The 18614-nt window shown below is 65.1% G+C and carries 11 protein-coding genes and 3 rRNA genes; 13 read left to right on the top strand and 1 reads right to left on the bottom strand.

Annotation, left to right across the window (positions count from 1 at the left end):
• Nucleotides 1-2: 2 nt before the first annotated feature.
• From AC0QSG_RS05370 to rrf, 7 genes are all read left to right on the top strand, one after another.
• Complete coding sequence (locus AC0QSG_RS05370; RefSeq protein ID WP_475376878.1) at nt 3-653, top strand: DNA-3-methyladenine glycosylase; 651 nt, start codon at nt 3-5, stop codon at nt 651-653.
• A gap of 9 nt (nt 654-662) precedes the next feature.
• Nucleotides 663-1199 carry an adenine phosphoribosyltransferase gene (locus tag AC0QSG_RS05365; protein ID WP_435729118.1) on the top strand — a complete coding sequence of 179 codons (537 nt, stop codon included), beginning with the start codon at nt 663-665 and terminating at the stop codon, nt 1197-1199.
• Between the two features lie 70 nt (nt 1200-1269).
• Nucleotides 1270-3543 (top strand): HelD family protein, encoded by a 2274-nt coding sequence (locus tag AC0QSG_RS05360; RefSeq protein ID WP_475377277.1) that lies wholly within the window; start codon nt 1270-1272, stop codon nt 3541-3543.
• Nucleotides 3544-3574: 31 nt separating this feature from the next.
• Nucleotides 3575-4894 (top strand): tyrosine--tRNA ligase, encoded by a 1320-nt coding sequence (gene tyrS / locus AC0QSG_RS05355; RefSeq protein WP_475376877.1) that lies wholly within the window; start codon nt 3575-3577, stop codon nt 4892-4894.
• Between the two features lie 594 nt (nt 4895-5488).
• Nucleotides 5489-7014: ribosomal RNA gene (locus AC0QSG_RS05350) — 16S ribosomal RNA — on the top strand.
• Between the two features lie 582 nt (nt 7015-7596).
• Nucleotides 7597-10728 (top strand): 23S ribosomal RNA (locus AC0QSG_RS05345).
• A gap of 223 nt (nt 10729-10951) precedes the next feature.
• Nucleotides 10952-11068, top strand: a 5S ribosomal RNA gene (rrf, locus tag AC0QSG_RS05340).
• Together the 16S, 23S and 5S rRNA genes form the textbook arrangement of a ribosomal RNA operon.
• Before the next feature lie 72 nt (nt 11069-11140).
• On the opposite strand, the gene AC0QSG_RS05335 is transcribed toward rrf, so the two are convergent.
• Nucleotides 11141-12691 (bottom strand): hypothetical protein, encoded by a 1551-nt coding sequence (locus AC0QSG_RS05335; RefSeq protein WP_475376876.1) that lies wholly within the window; start codon nt 12689-12691, stop codon nt 11141-11143.
• Between AC0QSG_RS05335 and AC0QSG_RS05330 the strand changes: the two genes are divergently transcribed.
• Genes AC0QSG_RS05330 through recN form a run of 6 tightly spaced genes read left to right on the top strand, consistent with a single transcriptional unit; the run spans nt 12665 to nt 18588 of the window.
• Nucleotides 12665-13768, top strand: coding sequence for a hypothetical protein (locus AC0QSG_RS05330; RefSeq protein WP_475376875.1), 1104 nt, complete (start codon nt 12665-12667; stop codon nt 13766-13768). The genes AC0QSG_RS05335 and AC0QSG_RS05330 overlap by 27 nt on opposite strands.
• A 13-nt stretch (nt 13769-13781) precedes the next feature.
• The gene (locus AC0QSG_RS05325; RefSeq protein WP_475376874.1) at nt 13782-14756 is read left to right on the top strand and encodes an HAD-IIA family hydrolase; all 975 of its coding nucleotides are present in this window, start codon (nt 13782-13784) and stop codon (nt 14754-14756) included.
• 50 nt (nt 14757-14806) lie between these two features.
• Nucleotides 14807-14998 (top strand): hypothetical protein, encoded by a 192-nt coding sequence (locus tag AC0QSG_RS05320; RefSeq protein ID WP_435728419.1) that lies wholly within the window; start codon nt 14807-14809, stop codon nt 14996-14998.
• Nucleotides 14995-15792 (top strand): TlyA family RNA methyltransferase, encoded by a 798-nt coding sequence (locus AC0QSG_RS05315; protein WP_475376873.1) that lies wholly within the window; start codon nt 14995-14997, stop codon nt 15790-15792. Before AC0QSG_RS05320 ends, AC0QSG_RS05315 begins: the two co-directional genes overlap by 4 nt.
• A gap of 52 nt (nt 15793-15844) precedes the next feature.
• Nucleotides 15845-16855: an NAD kinase gene (locus tag AC0QSG_RS05310; RefSeq protein WP_475376872.1), complete on the top strand. Its 1011-nt coding sequence runs from the start codon at nt 15845-15847 to the stop codon at nt 16853-16855.
• The gene (gene recN, locus AC0QSG_RS05305) at nt 16852-18588 is read left to right on the top strand and encodes a DNA repair protein RecN (RefSeq protein WP_475376871.1); all 1737 of its coding nucleotides are present in this window, start codon (nt 16852-16854) and stop codon (nt 18586-18588) included. Before AC0QSG_RS05310 ends, recN begins: the two co-directional genes overlap by 4 nt.
• The last annotated feature ends 26 nt before the right edge of the window (nt 18589-18614 follow it).

The raw sequence follows: 18614 nt of genomic DNA, 5'->3' as shown, positions 1-18614 counted from the left end.
CAGTGGATGACGCGCGGTTGATTCTCCGGAGCGGTGCGCTGTCCGCCGCTCCGCTGCTTCTCGGCGCCGTGGTCCGGACGCATATCGATGGCGCCGAAGTGGCGGTGCGGCTGAGCGAGGTGGAGGCGTACGAGGGGGACGTGGACCCGGGATCCCACGCCTACCGCGGCCGGACGGCACGCAACGCGGTGATGTTCGGTCCCGCCGGGCGCCTGTACGTCTACTTCACCTACGGCATGCACTTCTGCGCGAACGTGGTGTGCGGCGAGGATGGCCGTTCCTCGGCCGTGTTGCTGCGGTCGGGGGAGGTTATCGAGGGACGGCCCGCCGCCCGATCGCGGCGGGGGCCCGCCGCAGACCGGTTGCCCGAGGCGCGGCTGGCCTCGGGACCGGCAAGACTGGCCCAGTGTCTGGGACTGGGCAGGGAGCACAACGGCATGGAACTCGCACGTAGGGGCGGGGGCGAATGGGCGAGCCTGGAAAGCCTGGGTCGTGTGCCGGAGGCATCGGTCGCGACCGGCGCGCGGGTCGGGGTCGCGGGTCCGGGTGGATCGTCGGAGTTCCCCTGGCGGTTCAGCATCGCCGGGGACCCGACGGTGTCCGTGTACCGAGCCGCGAAGCGCCGGGCGGGTGAACCGGCCCGCCGCGACTAGAGTAGTGGGGTGCAATCGCGGACCGAACCCATCGCCGACCTCCTCGACCGGCTCTGCGCCGTCGTTCCCGACTACCCCGTGCCCGGAGTGTCCTTCAAGGACCTCACTCCCGCCTTCGCCGACGCCGTCGGACTGAAACGCATCGTCGAATCCGTCATCGAGCCGTTTGCCGGGGAGTTCGACGTCGTCGCGGGCATCGAGGCCCGGGGTTTCGTCCTCGCCGCGGCGGCGGCGTACGCCACCGGTACGGGAATGGTCACCATCCGCAAGGCGGGAAAACTGCCCCGCGAGGTCCACTCCGAGGACTACACGCTCGAGTACGGAACGGCCACGCTGGAACTCCACCGCGACGACGTCGCGCCGGGATCGCGCGTACTGATCCTCGACGACGTCCTCGCCACGGGAGGAACGGTCGGCTCGGCCGTGCGGCTCGTCGAGCGCGCCGGCTGCCGGGTGGCCGGCGTGGGAGTGGTGCTGGAACTCGCGGACCTCGGGGGACGCGCGAGCCTGTCCGGACACCGCGTGCATTCGCTCCAAACCGTTTGACGAAACGGAGTAGACTTGTCTGTCCGCCAATGAGCATGAGGGAGCATCCGTGCCAGAACCGACGTCGTCCATGACGGAGCTGGAGCAAGAGCGCAGCTACGTGTCCGGCCTGTACGGCCGGCTCGACGAACTGCGCGAGGAAAAGGCCGGCCAGCTGGCCAGGGTCCGCGGCAGCGGAGCGGTCGGTTCCCTGCAGAACATCTCCGAACGCGACGCGTTCGCCAGCATGTACGAGGACCGCCTGGCCCAGTTGAATGCCGTCGAGGACCGGCTGGTCTTCGGCCGGCTCGACCTTGAGCGCGCGGACAGCGAACCCCGGGACGACGGCGACGGTGCCGCGCGCTACATCGGGCGCATCGGTCTCACCGACGAGCACCAGTCCCGGTTGATGATCGACTGGCGCGCACCGGAGGCCGGCGCGTTCTACCAGGCGACCGCCTTCGACCGCCACGGCGTGCGACGCCGTCGCCACCTGATCCTGAAGGGCCGCAACGTCGTCGCGCTCGAGGACGACGTCCTCGACACGGCGCTTCTCGAGGAGGGTCAACAGCACCAGGGCGAAGGCGCGCTCCTCGCCGCCCTGCGCTCCAAGCGCACGGGACGCATGGCGGACATCGTGAGCACCATCCAGGCCGAGCAGGACCGCATCATCCGTTCGGCCTTGCCCGGCGTCCTTGTCGTCCAGGGCGGACCCGGAACGGGCAAGACCGCCGTGGCGCTGCACCGCGCAGCGTTCCTGCTCTACCAGCACCGCGAACGGCTGAAGTCCGCCGGCGTGCTGTTGGTGGGGCCGTCGTCGTCGTTCATGCGCTACATCGAGCGCGTCCTGCCCTCGCTGGGCGAAACCGGCGTCGTGATGACCAGCGTCGGTCGTTTGCTGCCCGGCATCCGGGCCGTCGCCGAGGGCTCCCGCGAGGTGGCGCGCATCAAGGGCCGTCTGGAGATGGCCGACGTTGTTGCCCAAGCGGTGGCCAACCGGCAGCGCCTTCCCGCCGGGGACCGCCGACTGGTTGTCGAGGGCACGCCGCTGACACTCACGACCCGCCAGGTGCGGCGCGCACGCGACAAGGCGCGCGCGACGCACAAGCCGCACAACGAGGCCCGTGGCACGTTCGTCAAGATCCTGCTTCGCGAACTGGCCGACCAGCTCCAGGAAAAGCTGGAGGACTCGTCGGGTACGGGGAACTCCGTGGACCGCGCCTACCTTCTCGAGGACGTCCGGTCCTCCCGCGACGTGCGCATAGCCCTCAACCTCTGCTGGCTGCCGATGACGCCCGAGAAGCTGCTGCGGGACCTGTTCTCCAAGCCACAACAACTGGCGGACGCCGCACCACACCTCACCGACACGGAGCGCTCGGCTCTGCTGCGCTCCCCGGAGGCCCCGTGGACCGAGGCCGACGTGCCGTTGCTCGACGAGGCCGCCGAACTCCTGGGGCAGCACGACGCCACGGGCGGACACGAGAAGGCCCAGGCGGAGGCCTCCCGCAAGCGAGACATCGCCAACGCGGAGCAGGCGCTGCGCAACGTAGATTCGATGCTCCGCGAAATCGGCGTCGATGGCGTCGTGGACGCCGAGGACCTGGCCGACCTGAACGAGGAGACCGAGGCGGGCATGACGGCCGCCGAGCGCGCCTCGCAGGACAGGACCTGGGCCTACGGCCACGTCGTGGTGGACGAGGCGCAGGAGCTGTCGCCGATGCAGTGGCGCCTGTTGGTGCGGCGCTGCCCGCTGAAGTCGTTCACGGTCGTGGGCGACATCGCACAGGCCAGCTCCGCGGCGAGCGCAAGCAGCTGGTCCGCCGCCATGGAGCCGTTCGTGGGGGATCGGTTCACGCTTGAGGAACTCACCGTGAACTACCGCACGCCCACGCAGATCGCCGAGGCCGCCGCGCGGATGGCGCAGGAGGCGGGACTTGTGGTGTCCACACCGAAGGCCGTCCGCGAGGGAACGTGGCCGCCGATCGTGGACCGCGTGCCAGCGGGGAACCTCGTGTCCCACCTTGTCGACATCCTGCCGGGCGAGGTCGAACTCGCCGAGGGCGGGCTCGTCGCCGTGATCGCGCCGGCGGGGCGTCTGCGCGAGGTGCGCGCCGCCGTCGTCCGGCTGTACGGAAAGCGCGTCGGCACCGGTTCGGGCGGCCTTGAACAGGACATAGTGGTGACCACGGCGACCGACGCCAAGGGCCTGGAGTTCGATGTGGTGGTGGTGCTGGAGCCGCAGGAGCTGGTCGACGCCGCGGAGGGAACGGTCGGCGATCTCTACGTATCGATAACCCGCGCCACACAGCGGCTGCGCGTGCTGGCCGAGGGGAATGTCCCCGCTGGCATCGAATTGGTTTCCTGACCGAGACGCGCCAACTGCTAGGTTTAAGGGCGTGTCATCGAGCGAGCAGACTTCCGCCCTTTCGGGCCAGAGCAACGATCCGTCCTTCCCCAACATCTGGCAGGAGCTGAAGTGGCGTGGCCTGGTCCACGTTTCCACGGATGAGGCCGAGCTCGAGGAACTGTTGGCGGGGGAGCCGATCACGTACTACTGCGGCTTCGATCCGACGGCGCCTTCCTTGCATCTGGGCAACCTGGTGCAGTTGCTGAACATGCGCCGCCTCCAGCTGGCCGGACACCGTCCGCTGGGCCTGGTCGGCGGCTCCACGGGACTGATCGGAGACCCGCGCCAGACAGCCGAGCGTGTGCTCAACACCCCAGAGATCGTCAACGACTGGGTTGGCCGGCTGCAGGACCAGGTCGGTCGCTTCCTGTCCTTCGAAGGCCCGTCCGCCGCCCGGATGGTGAACAACCTGGACTGGACGGCCCCGATGTCCGCCATCGACTTCCTGCGCGAGATCGGCAAGCACTTCCGCGTCGGGACGATGATCAAGAAGGATATCGTCGCGGCCCGGCTGAACTCCGACGAGGGCATCAGCTACACCGAATTCAGCTACCAGATCCTCCAGGGCATGGACTACCTGCAGCTCCACCGCGAATACGGCTGCGTGCTGCAGACCGGCGGCTCCGACCAGTGGGGAAACCTCACCAGCGGAACCGACCTGATCCGCAAGGTCGAGGGAACCTCGGTTCACGCCTACGGGACGCCTCTGATCACGAATTCCGACGGCACCAAATTCGGCAAGAGCGAGGGGAACGCGATCTGGCTCGACGCCGGGATGTGCAGCCCGTACGCCTTCTACCAGTTCTGGCTCAACACGGCCGACGCGGATGTGGTCAACCGCCTCAAGGTGTTCACCTTCATGACGCGCGAAGAGATCGAGGCGCTCGGACAACAGGTCGCCGAGCGGCCCTTTGCCCGTGAGGGGCAGCGCGCCCTGGCCTACACCGTCACGAGCCTGGTCCACGGAACCGAGGCCACCGACAAGGTGATTGCCGCCTCGGCGGCCCTGTTCGGCCAGGGCTCACTGGCCGAGTTGGACGAGGCGACGCTCGTTGCGGCAACGGCGGAGCTCCCCAGCGTCGTCGTCTCCCGGGAAGACACGGGCATCGTCGAGCTTCTCGTTGCCTCCGGCCTGTCCGATTCGAAGTCGGCCGCCCGCCGGACGGTTTCCGAGGGGGGCGCTTACGTGAACAACCGCAAGATCGCCGAGACCGATGGATGGCTGGCAACGGAGGATTTGTTGCACGGGCGCTACCTGCTGGTGCGCCGTGGCAAGAAGAACCTGGCCATGGTGGAAGTCGCCGGCTAGGGGAACCAGCCCGTTCAACCGGACCACGGAATCGACTCGCCGAGACGCGGGGGATTCCGTGGTCCGCTCTCGTTAACGGTGGGCGTTGAGCGCCGACACGCCCGGGTGTTCACGACGATTTTGCATGGACGCCATCCGCCTGTATTGTTTTCTGAGTCGCCGGGACGAGGACAGCGGAAACGCTGAAGATCGCAGGCGGCCAAACCCTTCAAATCACCCGGAGAAATGCCGGACGCTTTCGGGCGCCGCAGATCACTGGAATGACCCGAGGGGAGCGCCAAATGGTCGCAAACGGTCAGCGAAAGCCGATTTGACAGCGAGCAGATGGTCGAATAAATTAGAAATCACTGCGGACGAAAAGCCAAAAGAATTCAGAAAGAATTGAATTCACTGGCTCGGAACCGTAAGTAGTCTGTTGTTTGAGAACTCAATAGTGTGCCATGTTTGTTGACACCGATTTTTTATCGATTATTGGTGAATGGCCCTTTTTGCCGCACCTCGGTGTGGTGGGAGGGTTTTTTTGCCGGGATTGTTTTGCTTGGTGCAATCGTTGGCCCGATTTTCCTTGGGTCTTCTTGGTTGTGTCTGTATTTTTTTACGGAGAGTTTGATCCTGGCTCAGGATGAACGCTGGCGGCGTGCTTAACACATGCAAGTCGAACGATGATCCCCAGCTTGCTGGGGGGATTAGTGGCGAACGGGTGAGTAACACGTGAGTAACCTGCCCCCGACTCTGGGATAAGCCCGGGAAACTGGGTCTAATACCGGATATTCTCCTTCCGCCGCATGGTGGGGGGTGGAAAGTGTTAGCGGTTGGGGATGGACTCGCGGCCTATCAGCTTGTTGGCGGGGTAATGGCCCACCAAGGCGACGACGGGTAGCCGGCCTGAGAGGGTGACCGGCCACACTGGGACTGAGACACGGCCCAGACTCCTACGGGAGGCAGCAGTGGGGAATATTGCACAATGGGCGAAAGCCTGATGCAGCGACGCCGCGTGAGGGATGACGGCCTTCGGGTTGTAAACCTCTTTCAGTAGGGAAGAAGCGAAAGTGACGGTACCTGCAGAAGAAGCGCCGGCTAACTACGTGCCAGCAGCCGCGGTAATACGTAGGGCGCAAGCGTTATCCGGAATTATTGGGCGTAAAGAGCTCGTAGGCGGTTTGTCGCGTCTGCCGTGAAAGTCCGGGGCTCAACCCCGGATCTGCGGTGGGTACGGGCAGACTAGAGTGATGTAGGGGAGACTGGAATTCCTGGTGTAGCGGTGAAATGCGCAGATATCAGGAGGAACACCGATGGCGAAGGCAGGTCTCTGGGCATTAACTGACGCTGAGGAGCGAAAGCATGGGGAGCGAACAGGATTAGATACCCTGGTAGTCCATGCCGTAAACGTTGGGCACTAGGTGTGGGGGACATTCCACGTTTTCCGCGCCGTAGCTAACGCATTAAGTGCCCCGCCTGGGGAGTACGGCCGCAAGGCTAAAACTCAAAGGAATTGACGGGGGCCCGCACAAGCGGCGGAGCATGCGGATTAATTCGATGCAACGCGAAGAACCTTACCAAGGCTTGACATGGGCCGGACCGCCGTGGAAACACGGCTTCCCCTTTGGGGCCGGTTCACAGGTGGTGCATGGTTGTCGTCAGCTCGTGTCGTGAGATGTTGGGTTAAGTCCCGCAACGAGCGCAACCCTCGTTCCATGTTGCCAGCGGGTTATGCCGGGGACTCATGGGAGACTGCCGGGGTCAACTCGGAGGAAGGTGGGGACGACGTCAAATCATCATGCCCCTTATGTCTTGGGCTTCACGCATGCTACAATGGCCGGTACAAAGGGTTGCGATACTGTGAGGTGGAGCTAATCCCAAAAAGCCGGTCTCAGTTCGGATTGGGGTCTGCAACTCGACCCCATGAAGTCGGAGTCGCTAGTAATCGCAGATCAGCAACGCTGCGGTGAATACGTTCCCGGGCCTTGTACACACCGCCCGTCAAGTCACGAAAGTTGGTAACACCCGAAGCCGGTGGCCCAACCCCTTGTGGGAGGGAGCCGTCGAAGGTGGGACCGGCGATTGGGACTAAGTCGTAACAAGGTAGCCGTACCGGAAGGTGCGGCTGGATCACCTCCTTTCTAAGGAGCAGCTAGCAAACGCCGTCCGCACTTGAGTGTGGGGGGTTTTGTTCAGTGTTTGCCCGTTGCGGCCGCGTTTGTCGGCCGGCGGGTGCTCATGGGTGGAATGTCAACGGATTGTGGCCTGTTCCGGCGTGTGCCTGGACCGTGCGAGTACGCCTCCCCTTTTGGGGGGGTTGGAAAGCGGTGGTCCGGGTCGGTGTCGGGGCGGGTCCATGGCGCACTGTTGGGCCCTGAGACAACAGGCCCGCGCCCTTCGGCGCATGTTCCGCACGGTTGTGCGGGGTGTGTGTTGGGGGGTTCGGTTGTGTGTCTTGGTTGTCCCCGCGCATGGCCTAGGCCCGCCGGTTCCGGCATCCCCTTTCGGGGGTGTTGGTGGTGGGGTGTGGGTGTGTTGGGGTTGTTGTTTGGGAACTGCATAGTGGACGCGAGCATCTTGTACCGGGGAACGCCCTTTGTGGTGTTTCCCGTGCAAATAGCAATTTCTTTGATTTGAGAACCCCGGTGGCCTGGCCCTTTGCGGGTCCGGTTGTCCGTGTGGTTCTCTCGATTTGTAGATAGCTCTTTGCTTGGCCTGTTTGTGGTCAAGTTTTCAAGGGCGCACGGTGGATGCCTTGGCATTAGGAGCCGAAGAAGGACGTGGGAATCTGCGATAAGCCTGGTCGAGTCGATAACCGGACGTTGACGCCAGGATTTCCGAATGGGGAAACCCCGCACAGCGCGCGAGTGTCTGTGTGACCCGCAGCTGAACACATAGGCTGCGTGGAGGGAACGCGGGGAAGTGAAACATCTCAGTACCCGCAGGAAGAGAAAACAACAGTGATTCCGTGAGTAGTGGCGAGCGAAAGCGGATGGGGCTAAACCGAGTCATGTGTGATAGCCGGCGGGCGTTGCATGGCCGGGGTCGTGGGACCATCCATATCAGTTCTGCCGGACTGGTGGGGCGAGGTGCGGAAGTATAGGCGAACCGGTTTGAATGCCGGACCATAGGGGGTGCGAGTCCCGTAGCCGTAATGCTTTCCGCCGCCCTGTGAAGGTATCCCAAGTAGTACGGGGCCCGAGAAATCCCGTGCGAATCCGCCAGGACCACCTGGTAAGCCTGAATACTACCTAATGACCGATAGCGGACAAGTACCGTGAGGGAAAGGTGAAAAGTACCCCGGGAGGGGAGTGAAACAGTACCTGAAACCGTGTGCCTACAATCCGTCGGAGCCTCCATTGTTGGGGTGACGGCGTGCCTTTTGAAGAATGAGCCTGCGAGTTAGTGTTACGTCGCGAGGTTAACCCGTGTGGGGAAGCCGTAGCGAAAGCGAGTCTGAATAGGGCGAGTCAGTGGCGTGATCTAGACCCGAAGCGAAGTGATCTACCCATGGCCAGGTTGAAGCGCGTGTAAGAGCGCGTGGAGGACCGAACCCACTTCAGTTGAAAATGGAGGGGATGAGCTGTGGGTAGGGGTGAAAGGCCAATCAAACTTCGTGATAGCTGGTTCTCCCCGAAATGCATTTAGGTGCAGCGTTGCGTGTTTCTTGCCGGAGGTAGAGCTACTGGATGGCCGATGGGCCCCAAAAGGTTACTGACGTCAGCCAAACTCCGAATGCCGGCAAGTGAGAGCGCAGCAGTGAGACTGTGGGGGATAAGCTTCATAGTCGAGAGGGAAACAGCCCAGAACGCCAACTAAGGCCCCCAAGCGTGTGCTAAGTGGGAAAGGATGTGGAGTTGCGAAGACAACCAGGAGGTTGGCTTAGAAGCAGCCACCCTTGAAAGAGTGCGTAATAGCTCACTGGTCAAGTGATTCCGCGCCGACAATGTAGCGGGGCTCAAGCACACCGCCGAAGTTGCGTCATCCGGATATTGAGGCAGGCCTTCGTGGTCCAGCCGTCCGGGTGGGTAGGGGAGCGTCGTGCCGGCAGTGAAGCAGCGGTGTGAACCAGTTGTGGAGCCGGCACGAGTGAGAATGCAGGCATGAGTAGCGAAAGACGGGTGAGAAACCCGTCCGCCGAATGATCAAGGGTTCCAGGGTCAAGCTAATCTGCCCTGGGTAAGTCGGGACCTAAGGCGAGGCCGACAGGCGTAGTCGATGGACAACGGGTTGATATTCCCGTACCGGCGAAGAACCGCCCATACCGAGCTGGCGATGCTAACCGCCCCAAACGCCCACCATTCCTCCTTCGGGAGGGATACCGGGTGCGCGGCGCGGGACCCGAGCCAGGGAGGTAAGCGTATTAACAGGTGTGACGCAGGAAGGTAGCCGGGCCAGGCAATGGAATCGACCTGGTCCAAGGGTGTAGGGCGAACGGTAGGCAAATCCGCCGTTCACGATGCCTGAGACCCGATAGGCGCCCCGTTCTCGGGGTGATCCGGTGATCCTCTGCTGCCAAGAAAAGCATCGACGCGAGGTTCCAGCCGCCCGTACCCCAAACCGACACAGGTGATCAGGTAGAGAATACCAAGGCGATCGAGAGAATCATGGTTAAGGAACTCGGCAAAATGCCCCCGTAACTTCGGGAGAAGGGGGGCCCCAACCTTGAACACACCTTGCGTGTGGGAGGGGATCGGGGCCGCAGAGACCAGGGGGAAGCGACTGTTTACTAAAAACACAGGTCCGTGCGAAGTCGCAAGACGATGTATACGGACTGACTCCTGCCCGGTGCTGGAAGGTTAAGAGGACCGGTTAGCCGCAAGGCGAAGCTGAGAATTCAAGCCCCAGTAAACGGCGGTGGTAACTATAACCATCCTAAGGTAGCGAAATTCCTTGTCGGGTAAGTTCCGACCTGCACGAATGGAGTAACGACTTCCCCGCTGTCTCAACCATGAACTCGGCGAAATTGCACTACGAGTAAAGATGCTCGTTACGCGCAGCAGGACGGAAAGACCCCGAGACCTTTACTATAGTTTGGTATTGGTGTTCGGTGCGGCTTGTGTAGGATAGGTGGGAGACGTTGAAGCCCGGACGCCAGTTCGGGTGGAGTCATCGTTGAAATACCACTCTGGCCGTACCGGATTCCTAACTTCGGCCCATGATCTGGGTCAGGGACAGTGCCTGATGGGTAGTTTAACTGGGGCGGTTGCCTCCTAAAGAGTAACGGAGGCGCCCAAAGGTTCCCTCAGCCTGGTTGGCAATCAGGTGTCGAGTGTAAGTGCACAAGGGAGCTTGACTGTGAGAGCGACAGCTCGAGCAGGGACGAAAGTCGGGACTAGTGATCCGGCGGCACGTTGTGGAACGGCCGTCGCTCAACGGATAAAAGGTACCTCGGGGATAACAGGCTGATCTTGCCCAAGAGTCCATATCGACGGCATGGTTTGGCACCTCGATGTCGGCTCGTCGCATCCTGGGGCTGGAGTAGGTCCCAAGGGTTGGGCTGTTCGCCCATTAAAGCGGTACGCGAGCTGGGTTTAGAACGTCGTGAGACAGTTCGGTCCCTATCCGCTGCGCGCGCAGGAAATTTGAGAAGGTCTGTCCTTAGTACGAGAGGACCGGGACGGACGAACCTCTGGTGTGTCAGTTGTACTGCCAAGTGCACCGCTGATTGGCTACGTTCGGATGGGATAACCGCTGAAAGCATCTAAGCGGGAAGCCCGCTTCAAGATGAGATTTCCATACCATTTATGGTGAGAGGCCCCCAGCAGACCACTGGGTTGATAGGCGGGACGTGGAAGCGAGGACCAAAGACTCGTGAAGCCGACCCGTACTAATAGGCCGACAACTTACACCACAAACACCACACCAACAGCGTGTGGCAAGAAACGCTGCGTCCACTATGCGGTCCCGAAACAACAACCGTTTCGGAAAACCACAACAAAATAACCCGCCACCACGGCACACCCCCAACCACAACAGGGGCGCGCCACGGTGGGCGGGAACGTCACGAAAACAACCGTGACCCACACGATTTCCCACCCCCACACCACCAGGTGCCGGGGGAACGGGACACAGGGTTACGGCGGTCATAGCGTGGGGGAAACGCCCGGTCCCATACCGAACCCGGAAGCTAAGACCCACAGCGCCGATGGTACTGCACTCGGGAGGGTGTGGGAGAGTAGGACACCGCCGGACAATCATTACCAGGACCCCCAACCAATGGTTGGGGGTCCTGACGTTTAAGCACTGATCACCGAAAGCTGGCGATCATGCCACTAGCTGGTGCCTTCGGCTGCCTGCAGGTGGTGACTCGACTAAGATTGAATGAGTCGAAATTATAGGCAGATCCTGCCGACAGTATTTGAAATAACATCCAGGCGCAGATTTCGGGCGCCACAGAGAGGAACGGCCACCTTGGCTGAAGACCAGAGGAACTCCGGCGACGATCGCCCACGTAAGTTCAATAAGCCGGATTCCGAGAGTCGTGGCCAGCGTCCCGCTACCGGTGATCGCCGTCCGCCCAGTAGTGACCGCCGTGAGGGTGGTTTCCGTGGTGGGGATCGTCCGACTGGTGACCGCCGTGAAGGTGGGTTCCGCAAGGACAACGACCGCCGCGAGGGTGGCTTCCGTGGTGGCGATCGTCCCACGGGCGACCGCCGTGAGGGTGGTTTCCGTGGTGGGGATCGTCCTACGGGTGACCGTCGCGAGGGTGGTTTCCATGGTGGGGATCGTCCCACGGGCGACCGCCGCGAGGGTGGGTTCCGCAAGGACAACGACCGCCGCGAGGGTGGCTTCCGTGGTGGCGATCGTCCCACGGGTGACCGCCGCGAGGGTGGGTTCCGTGGTGGGGATCGTCCCACGGGTGACCGCCGCGAGGGTGGTTTCCGTGGTGGGGATCGTCCTACGGGTGACCGCCGCGAGGGTGGTTTCCGTGGTGGGGATCGTCCGACTGGTGACCGCCGCGAGGGTGGCTTCCGTGGTGGGGATCGTCCTACGGGCGACCGTCGCGAGGGTGGGTTCCGCAAGGACAACGACCGCCGCGAGGGTGGCTTCCGTGGTGGGGACCGTCCGACCGGTGACCGCCGTGAGGGTGGGTTCCGTGGTGGGGACCGTCCGACGGGCGACCGCCGCGAGGGTGGTTTCCGCAAGGACAACGACCGCCGCGAGGGTGGGTTCCGTGGTGGGGACCGTCCGACGGGCGACCGCCGTGAGGGTGGGTTCCGTGGTGGGGACCGTCCGACGGGCGACCGCCGCGAGGGTGGTTTCCGCAAGGACAACGACCGCCGCGAGGGTGGTTTCCGTGGTGGGGACCGTCCGACGGGCGACCGCCGCGAGGGTGGTTTCCGTGGTGGGGACCGTCCGACGGGCGACCGCCGCGAGGGTGGTTTCCGCAAAGACAACGACCGCCGCGAGGGTGGTTTCCGTGGTGGGGACCGTCCGACGGGCGACCGCCGTGAGGGTGGTTTCCGCAAGGACAACGACCGCCGCGAGGGTGGTTTCCGCAAGGACAACGACCGCCGCGAGGGTGGTTTCCGTGGTGGGGACCGTCCGACGGGCGACCGCCGCGAGGGTGGTTTCCGCAAGGACAACGACCGCCGCGAGGGTGGTTTCCGTGGTGGGGACCGTCCGACGGGCGACCGCCGTGAGGGTGGTTTCCGCAAGGACAACGACCGCCGCGAGGGTGGTTTCCGTGGTGGGGACCGTCCGACGGGCGACCGCCGCGAGGGTGGTTTCCGCAAGGACAACGACCGCCGCGAGAACACGGGCGACGACACGCGTTCGTTCCCAGGGGTGGCCGAAGGTGAGCGCGCCGCGCACAACCCAGCCGACCTGCGGAGCGCGAACCGCGCTGACCGTCCGCGGTCCCCGGAGATCGATGACGACGTCACCGGCAAGGAACTCGACCGCGTCACGAAGGCCGAACTCCGCTACCTGGATGAGAAGAACCTTGACTGGGTCTCGAAGCACCTCGTGATGGCGGGCCGTCTGATCGATCTCGACGCCGAGCTCGCCCACGAGCACGCGCTGGCCGCCAGTCGCCGTGGGGGACGCGTCGCCGTCGTGCGGGAAGCCGTCGGCCTGACCGCCTACGCATCGGGTCAGTACGCCGACGCGCTGCGCGAGTTCCGCACCTACCGTCGCATCAGCGGATCGAACATCCACCTGCCGATCATGGCGGACTGCGAACGCGGACTGGGCAAGCCGGAGAAGGCACTCGAGACGGCGCACAGCGAAGAGGCGTCCGCGCTCGATGCCCCGGCACGCGTCGAAATGGCGATCGTCGCTTCGGGCGCGCAAACCGATCTCGGCAATCGGGAGCAGGCCTTGGCCGAACTCCAGATTCCGGAGCTCGACATCAACCGGGCGTTTTCCTTCAGCCCGCGCCTCTTTGCCGTCTATGCGGACGCGCTCGAGGCTCTGGGGAAGAACGACGAGGCGGTGTTGTGGCGCCGGCAGGTGGTCGTCGCCGAAAACGCCCTCGGCGTGGGTGAGTTCGCCGAACCCGAGATCATGGACCTGGTTGACGAGGACGACGAGCCCATCGAGCGCAAGCCGCGGGTCAAGGACGTCCTCGACGGCGATGCCGAGGTAGCGGGTGTCGATGCCGAGGACGGCCTGACGTCCACCGACGGCGTCGATCTGGGAGCCGAGGCCGTGACCGACCCCGAGGACGAGGCCGGCGAGTCCGATGCCGACGTCGCCACGGGGAACGACGGTTCGGATGGTGCCGTCGCCGAGGCCGTTTCCGAGGACGTCAAGGCGGATGCCGAATCCGAAACGAACGAGGAAGAAGGCGTCGACAACGCAGGGGAATTCTGGGATTCGGAGGATTCCGCCGTGGCGGCCGACGAGCAGGATCCGACGTCGATCGACACCAACGACGACAACCGATAGGCCCTCGGCACGCATGTTGATCACTGGTTTCGACGCCGTTCTGGCGGACCTTGACGGCGTGGTCTATGCCGGCAGCGAGGCGATCCCGGGGGCTACCGAGTCCCTGGATCGCCTCGCTGGTGTTGGCGTGGGCCTGGCCTACATCACCAACAACGCCTCACGTTCACCGACGGCGGTGGCGGATCACCTTCGCCACCTGGGCGCGCCGGCGACCGCCGAGACCGTCTTCGGCTCCGCCGACGCGGGCGCCGACATGCTGGCGGCGGCCCACGACCGGGGGGACCGCGTTCTGGTGGTCGGCAGCGCATACCTTCGGGACTGCGTGGCCCGCCGCGGATTCCGGTTTGCCGAATCGGCAAAGGACCGGCCCGACGCCGTGATCCAGGGTTTCGACCCGGCAATCGGCTGGAAGGACCTCGCCGAGGCGTCCTACGCCATCGCCAATGGCGCGGCGTGGTTCGCCACCAACACCGACCTGACGATTCCGCAGGCCGGTGGGATCGCGCCGGGAAACGGCTCCCTGGTCAACGCCGTAGCCGCGGCGACCGGCGCCATTCCGCGCGTCGCCGGCAAGCCCGAGCCGGTGATGTTCCGGCGCGCCGCGGAACACCTGCAGGCCAACCGACCGCTAGTGGTCGGGGACCGTCTCGACACCGACATCCTCGGTGGGAATCGGGCGGGCTACACGACGGCGGCCGTCCTGACCGGCATCGATTCCACCCGTTCGATCCTCGCCGCACGCGCAGCCGAGCGCCCAGACTTCATGTTGCGCAACCTCACGGAGTTGTTCACCGCCTATCCGGCCATCAAGGCCACGGGCAGGGACTTCGAATGCGGCCGTTCCCGGGCATGGATCGAAAACGACCGGCTGGTGGTTGCGGGCGCCGAAGACGACGTCGATTCCTGGCGGGCCGCGTGTGCGGCCTGGTGGTACGCACACCCGAATTCGGAGACCGCGCGCGAGCCCGACCTCGATTTCCAGTCCTGACGCGGTAGCAATCCGACCGAAACCTCTGAGACGCCAACCCGGGGAGATCCGTGAACGAACGCGAAACGACTGCAGAGTTGCCCACCCGAGACCAGCCGACGGGCGATCCGTTGGTCGACGATGCACTCGGGGCGCTTGAAACGCTGCCGACAGCGCCGGTCTCCGGCCATTCCGCCGTCTACGCCTCCGTGCACGACGCATTGCGCGCAGCGCTGGAGGAGCACGACGGAGAAGAGCCGTGAGCCGCCTCGACCAGGAGCTGGTGGTCCGCGGTCTTGCACGCTCGCGGACCCATGCCGCCAAACTGATCGCCGAAGGCCGGGTCAGGGTCAACGGCGAAGGCGCCAACAAGGCCGCCCGGACCGTTGGAACCGACGCCGACCTCGATGTCCTTCCCGCCGAGGGCGAGGAATACGTCTCCCGCGCGGGGAACAAGCTGGCCGGCGCGCTCGAGGCGTTCGGCCCCGTGGGGGTGTCCGGCCGGCGTTGCCTCGACGCCGGCGCGTCCACCGGCGGTTTCACCGACGTCCTCCTGCGCAGAGGGGCCGCCCGGGTGGTCGCCGTAGACGTCGGGCATGGCCAGCTGGTCGAACCACTGCGCGTGGACCCGCGGGTGGATGTCCACGAAGGCGTCAACGTTCGCTACCTGGAGGCGGAGGACATCGGCGGACCGGTGGATCTGGTCGTGGCGGACCTCTCGTTCATCTCGTTGAGGCTCGTGGTGGGTCCGCTGGCGGCCGCGACACGCCGCGGGGGAGACCTGGTGCTGATGGTGAAGCCGCAATTCGAAATTGGACGCGAGAACCTTGCGCGCACCGGAGTGGTGACCGACCCCGGGTGGAGGCGCCGGGCCGTCGAGGGGGTGGTGGCCGCGGGAACCCGGGAGGGCCTCGAACTGGCCGGGTTGGCTCGCAGCCCCCTGCCGGGTCAGGATGGAAACGTGGAGTTCTTCCTCTGGATGCGGCGCCCCGGCCACGCGGGTTCTCCACTTTCGCCAGCGGAGCCTCCGGCGCTGCCAAAGGTTGACTATTCTTGAGCAGGGCCCCCAAACTCGGGGTTCGCCCCGCGGCAGTCGACGGAAGGAACGCATGAGAAGGATCCTGGTCCTCGCGCACACCGGACGTGCGGATGCCCTGCAGGCCGCCCTGGACACCTGCCGCAGCCTCCGGGCCGCCGGACTCATTCCCGTCATGCGCCGCCTCGAACTGCAGAACCTCCGCAACGCCGTCGACGGCGAGTCGCTCGAGGTGGAGATCCTGGACGAGGACGTCGAACTGGACCGCGTGGACCTCGGCATGGTGCTCGGTGGAGACGGTACGGTTCTGCGTGCCGCGGAACTCGTCAGGGTGTCGGGCGTTCCGCTCTTGGGAGTCAACCTCGGGCACGTGGGTTTCCTTGCCGAAAGCGAGCGGGCGGACCTGGACCAGACGGTCGAATGGGTCGTCAACAAGGAATACACGGTCGAGGAGCGCATGACGATCGACGTGCAGGTCTGGCTGGACAACCGCCGCATCGCGCACACGTGGGCCCTCAACGAAGCCGCCGTGGAGAAGGCCAACCGCGAACGGATGATTGAGGTCGTGATGGAGATCGACGGCCGTCCCATCAGTACCTTCGGATGCGACGGCATGGTCATGGCCACCCCCACCGGTTCCACGGCCTACGCGTTTTCCGCGGGCGGACCCATCGTCTGGCCGGAGGTCGAGGCCCTCATCATGGTTCCGATCAGCGCGCACGCGCTCTTCGCCAAGCCGCTGGTCGTCTCGCCGACCTCCACCATGGCACTGGAGATCCTGACCCGCACGGATGCGCAGGCCGTCCTGTGGTGCGATGGCCGACGCACCATCGACCTGCCGCCGGGCTCGCGCGTGGAAGTCACGCGGTCGACCACCCCGGTGCGGCTGGCGCGGGTGAACCGCACCCCGTTCAGCGAACGGCTGGTCAGCAAGTTCGAACTGCCCACGCGCGGGTGGCGCGGCCCCGTCCCGTCCGCCGACCGGATGACGGCTACCAGCGCGCTTCCGATCACCTCCGCCCCGCTCCACGTCGTCGAGCCACGCCACCACGAACCGCGCTCGGAAACGGAGCCCCGCCCATGATCGAGGAAATCCGGATCTCCGACCTCGGCGTCATCGAACAGGCCACGTTGCCGCTGGGCGCCGGCCTCAGCGTGGTCACCGGTGAAACCGGCGCGGGCAAGACCATGGTCGTCACCGCGCTCGGCCTGCTCCTGGGCCAACGTGCCGATCCGGGTGCCGTGCGCCACGGGTCCAAGCAGGCGGTCGCCGAGGCGACCGTCCGGCTCCCGGCCGGAAGCCCCGCAATGGCCAGGGCAGAGGAGGCCGGCGCGCTCGTCGAGGAGTACGACGGCTGCGCCGAGCTCATCATCGCCCGCGTCCTGAGCGCCGAGGGCCGCAGCCGGGCCGCCGTGGGCGGGCGGTCCACACCGGTGGGCGTCCTCGCGGAGATCGGTGATTCCCTCGTTGCCGTCCATGGGCAGACGGACCAACTCCGGCTCAAGGGTGCCGTCGCGCAGCGGGAATCGCTGGACAAGTTCGGGGGGGCGGAACTCGGTGGGGCACTGGGGGACTACCGCGCTGCCTTCGACCGCTGGAGGGACGTTCGTTCGTCCCTCGAGGAGCTCGTCGCGCAGGCGCGCGAACGGGTCCGCGAGGCCGAGTCGCTGCAGTTGGCGCTGGAGGAGATCGACGGCGTCGATCCGCAGCCGGGCGAGGACGAGACTCTCAAGGCGGACGCCCAGAAGCTCTCCAACGTGGAGGGTCTGAGACTCGCCGCGGCCGCCGCGGGAACCGCGCTTTCCTCGGACGAGTTCGGTGGAGAACCGGACGCGGTGAGCCTCGTGGACGCGGGAAAGCGGGCACTGGAGCAGGTGGAAGACGACGACCCCCAGATCAAGGCCCTGGCTGGCCGCATGGCGGAGATTGGATTCCTCATGGCGGACGTGTCCGCCGATCTGGCCAGTTACGCCGCGTCGCTGGATTCCGAAGGGCCGGAGCAACTGGGCGCTATCGAGTCCCGGCGGGCCGACTTGAACGCCCTGATCCGCAAGTACGCCCCCAGCATCGACGAGGTCCTGGAATGGGCGGCGTCCTCCCGAACGCGCCTCGCGGAGCTGCAGGACGACACCGGTCGGATCGAGGCCCTGACCGCGGAGGAGGCGGACCTCCAGGAACGCCTGGATTCCCTCGGTTCCCTCGTGAGCAACCTGCGGATCCGGGCCGCGGGGGAACTCGCCGACCGCGTGAGCGCCGAACTCGCCGCGCTGGCGATGCCGGACGCGCGGTTCGTCGTGGAGGTCGTGCCTGCCGCCGAACCGGCACGCCATGGACGGGACGAGATCCGCATGCTGTTGCGGCCCCACGCCGGCAGCGCGCCGCGCCCGCTGGGCAAGGGCGCATCCGGGGGTGAGCTCTCGCGCGTCATGCTGGCCATCGAGGTGGTGCTGGCGGAGGTCGATCCCGTCCCGACGTTTGTGTTCGACGAGGTGGACGCCGGGGTGGGAGGTAAGGCCGCCGTCGAAATCGGCCGACGGCTGGCGATGCTGGCCCGCCACGTACAGGTGATCGTCGTGACGCACCTGCCCCAGGTGGCGGCGTATGCCGACCGCCACATTCGCGTGATCAAGAACTCCGATGCCGGGGCCGACGGCGGCGCGGGCTTCACCGCGAGCGACGTCGTGCTCCTTGACGGGGCCGAGCGCGTGCGCGAACTGGCGCGGATGTTGGCCGGACAGGAAGACTCGAACACCGCCCAGGCCCATGCCGAGGAGCTTCTCGACGATGCCCAGCAGGCGGTCGCGGCGCTTCGTTGAGGCCGTCCAGTAGAGTGATCCCCAAA

The sequence above is a fragment of the Arthrobacter sp. LT660 genome (assembly GCF_056172845.1).
The sequence above is the reverse complement of the archived record's forward strand: the minus strand, read 5'-3'. Positions and strand labels throughout refer to the sequence as shown.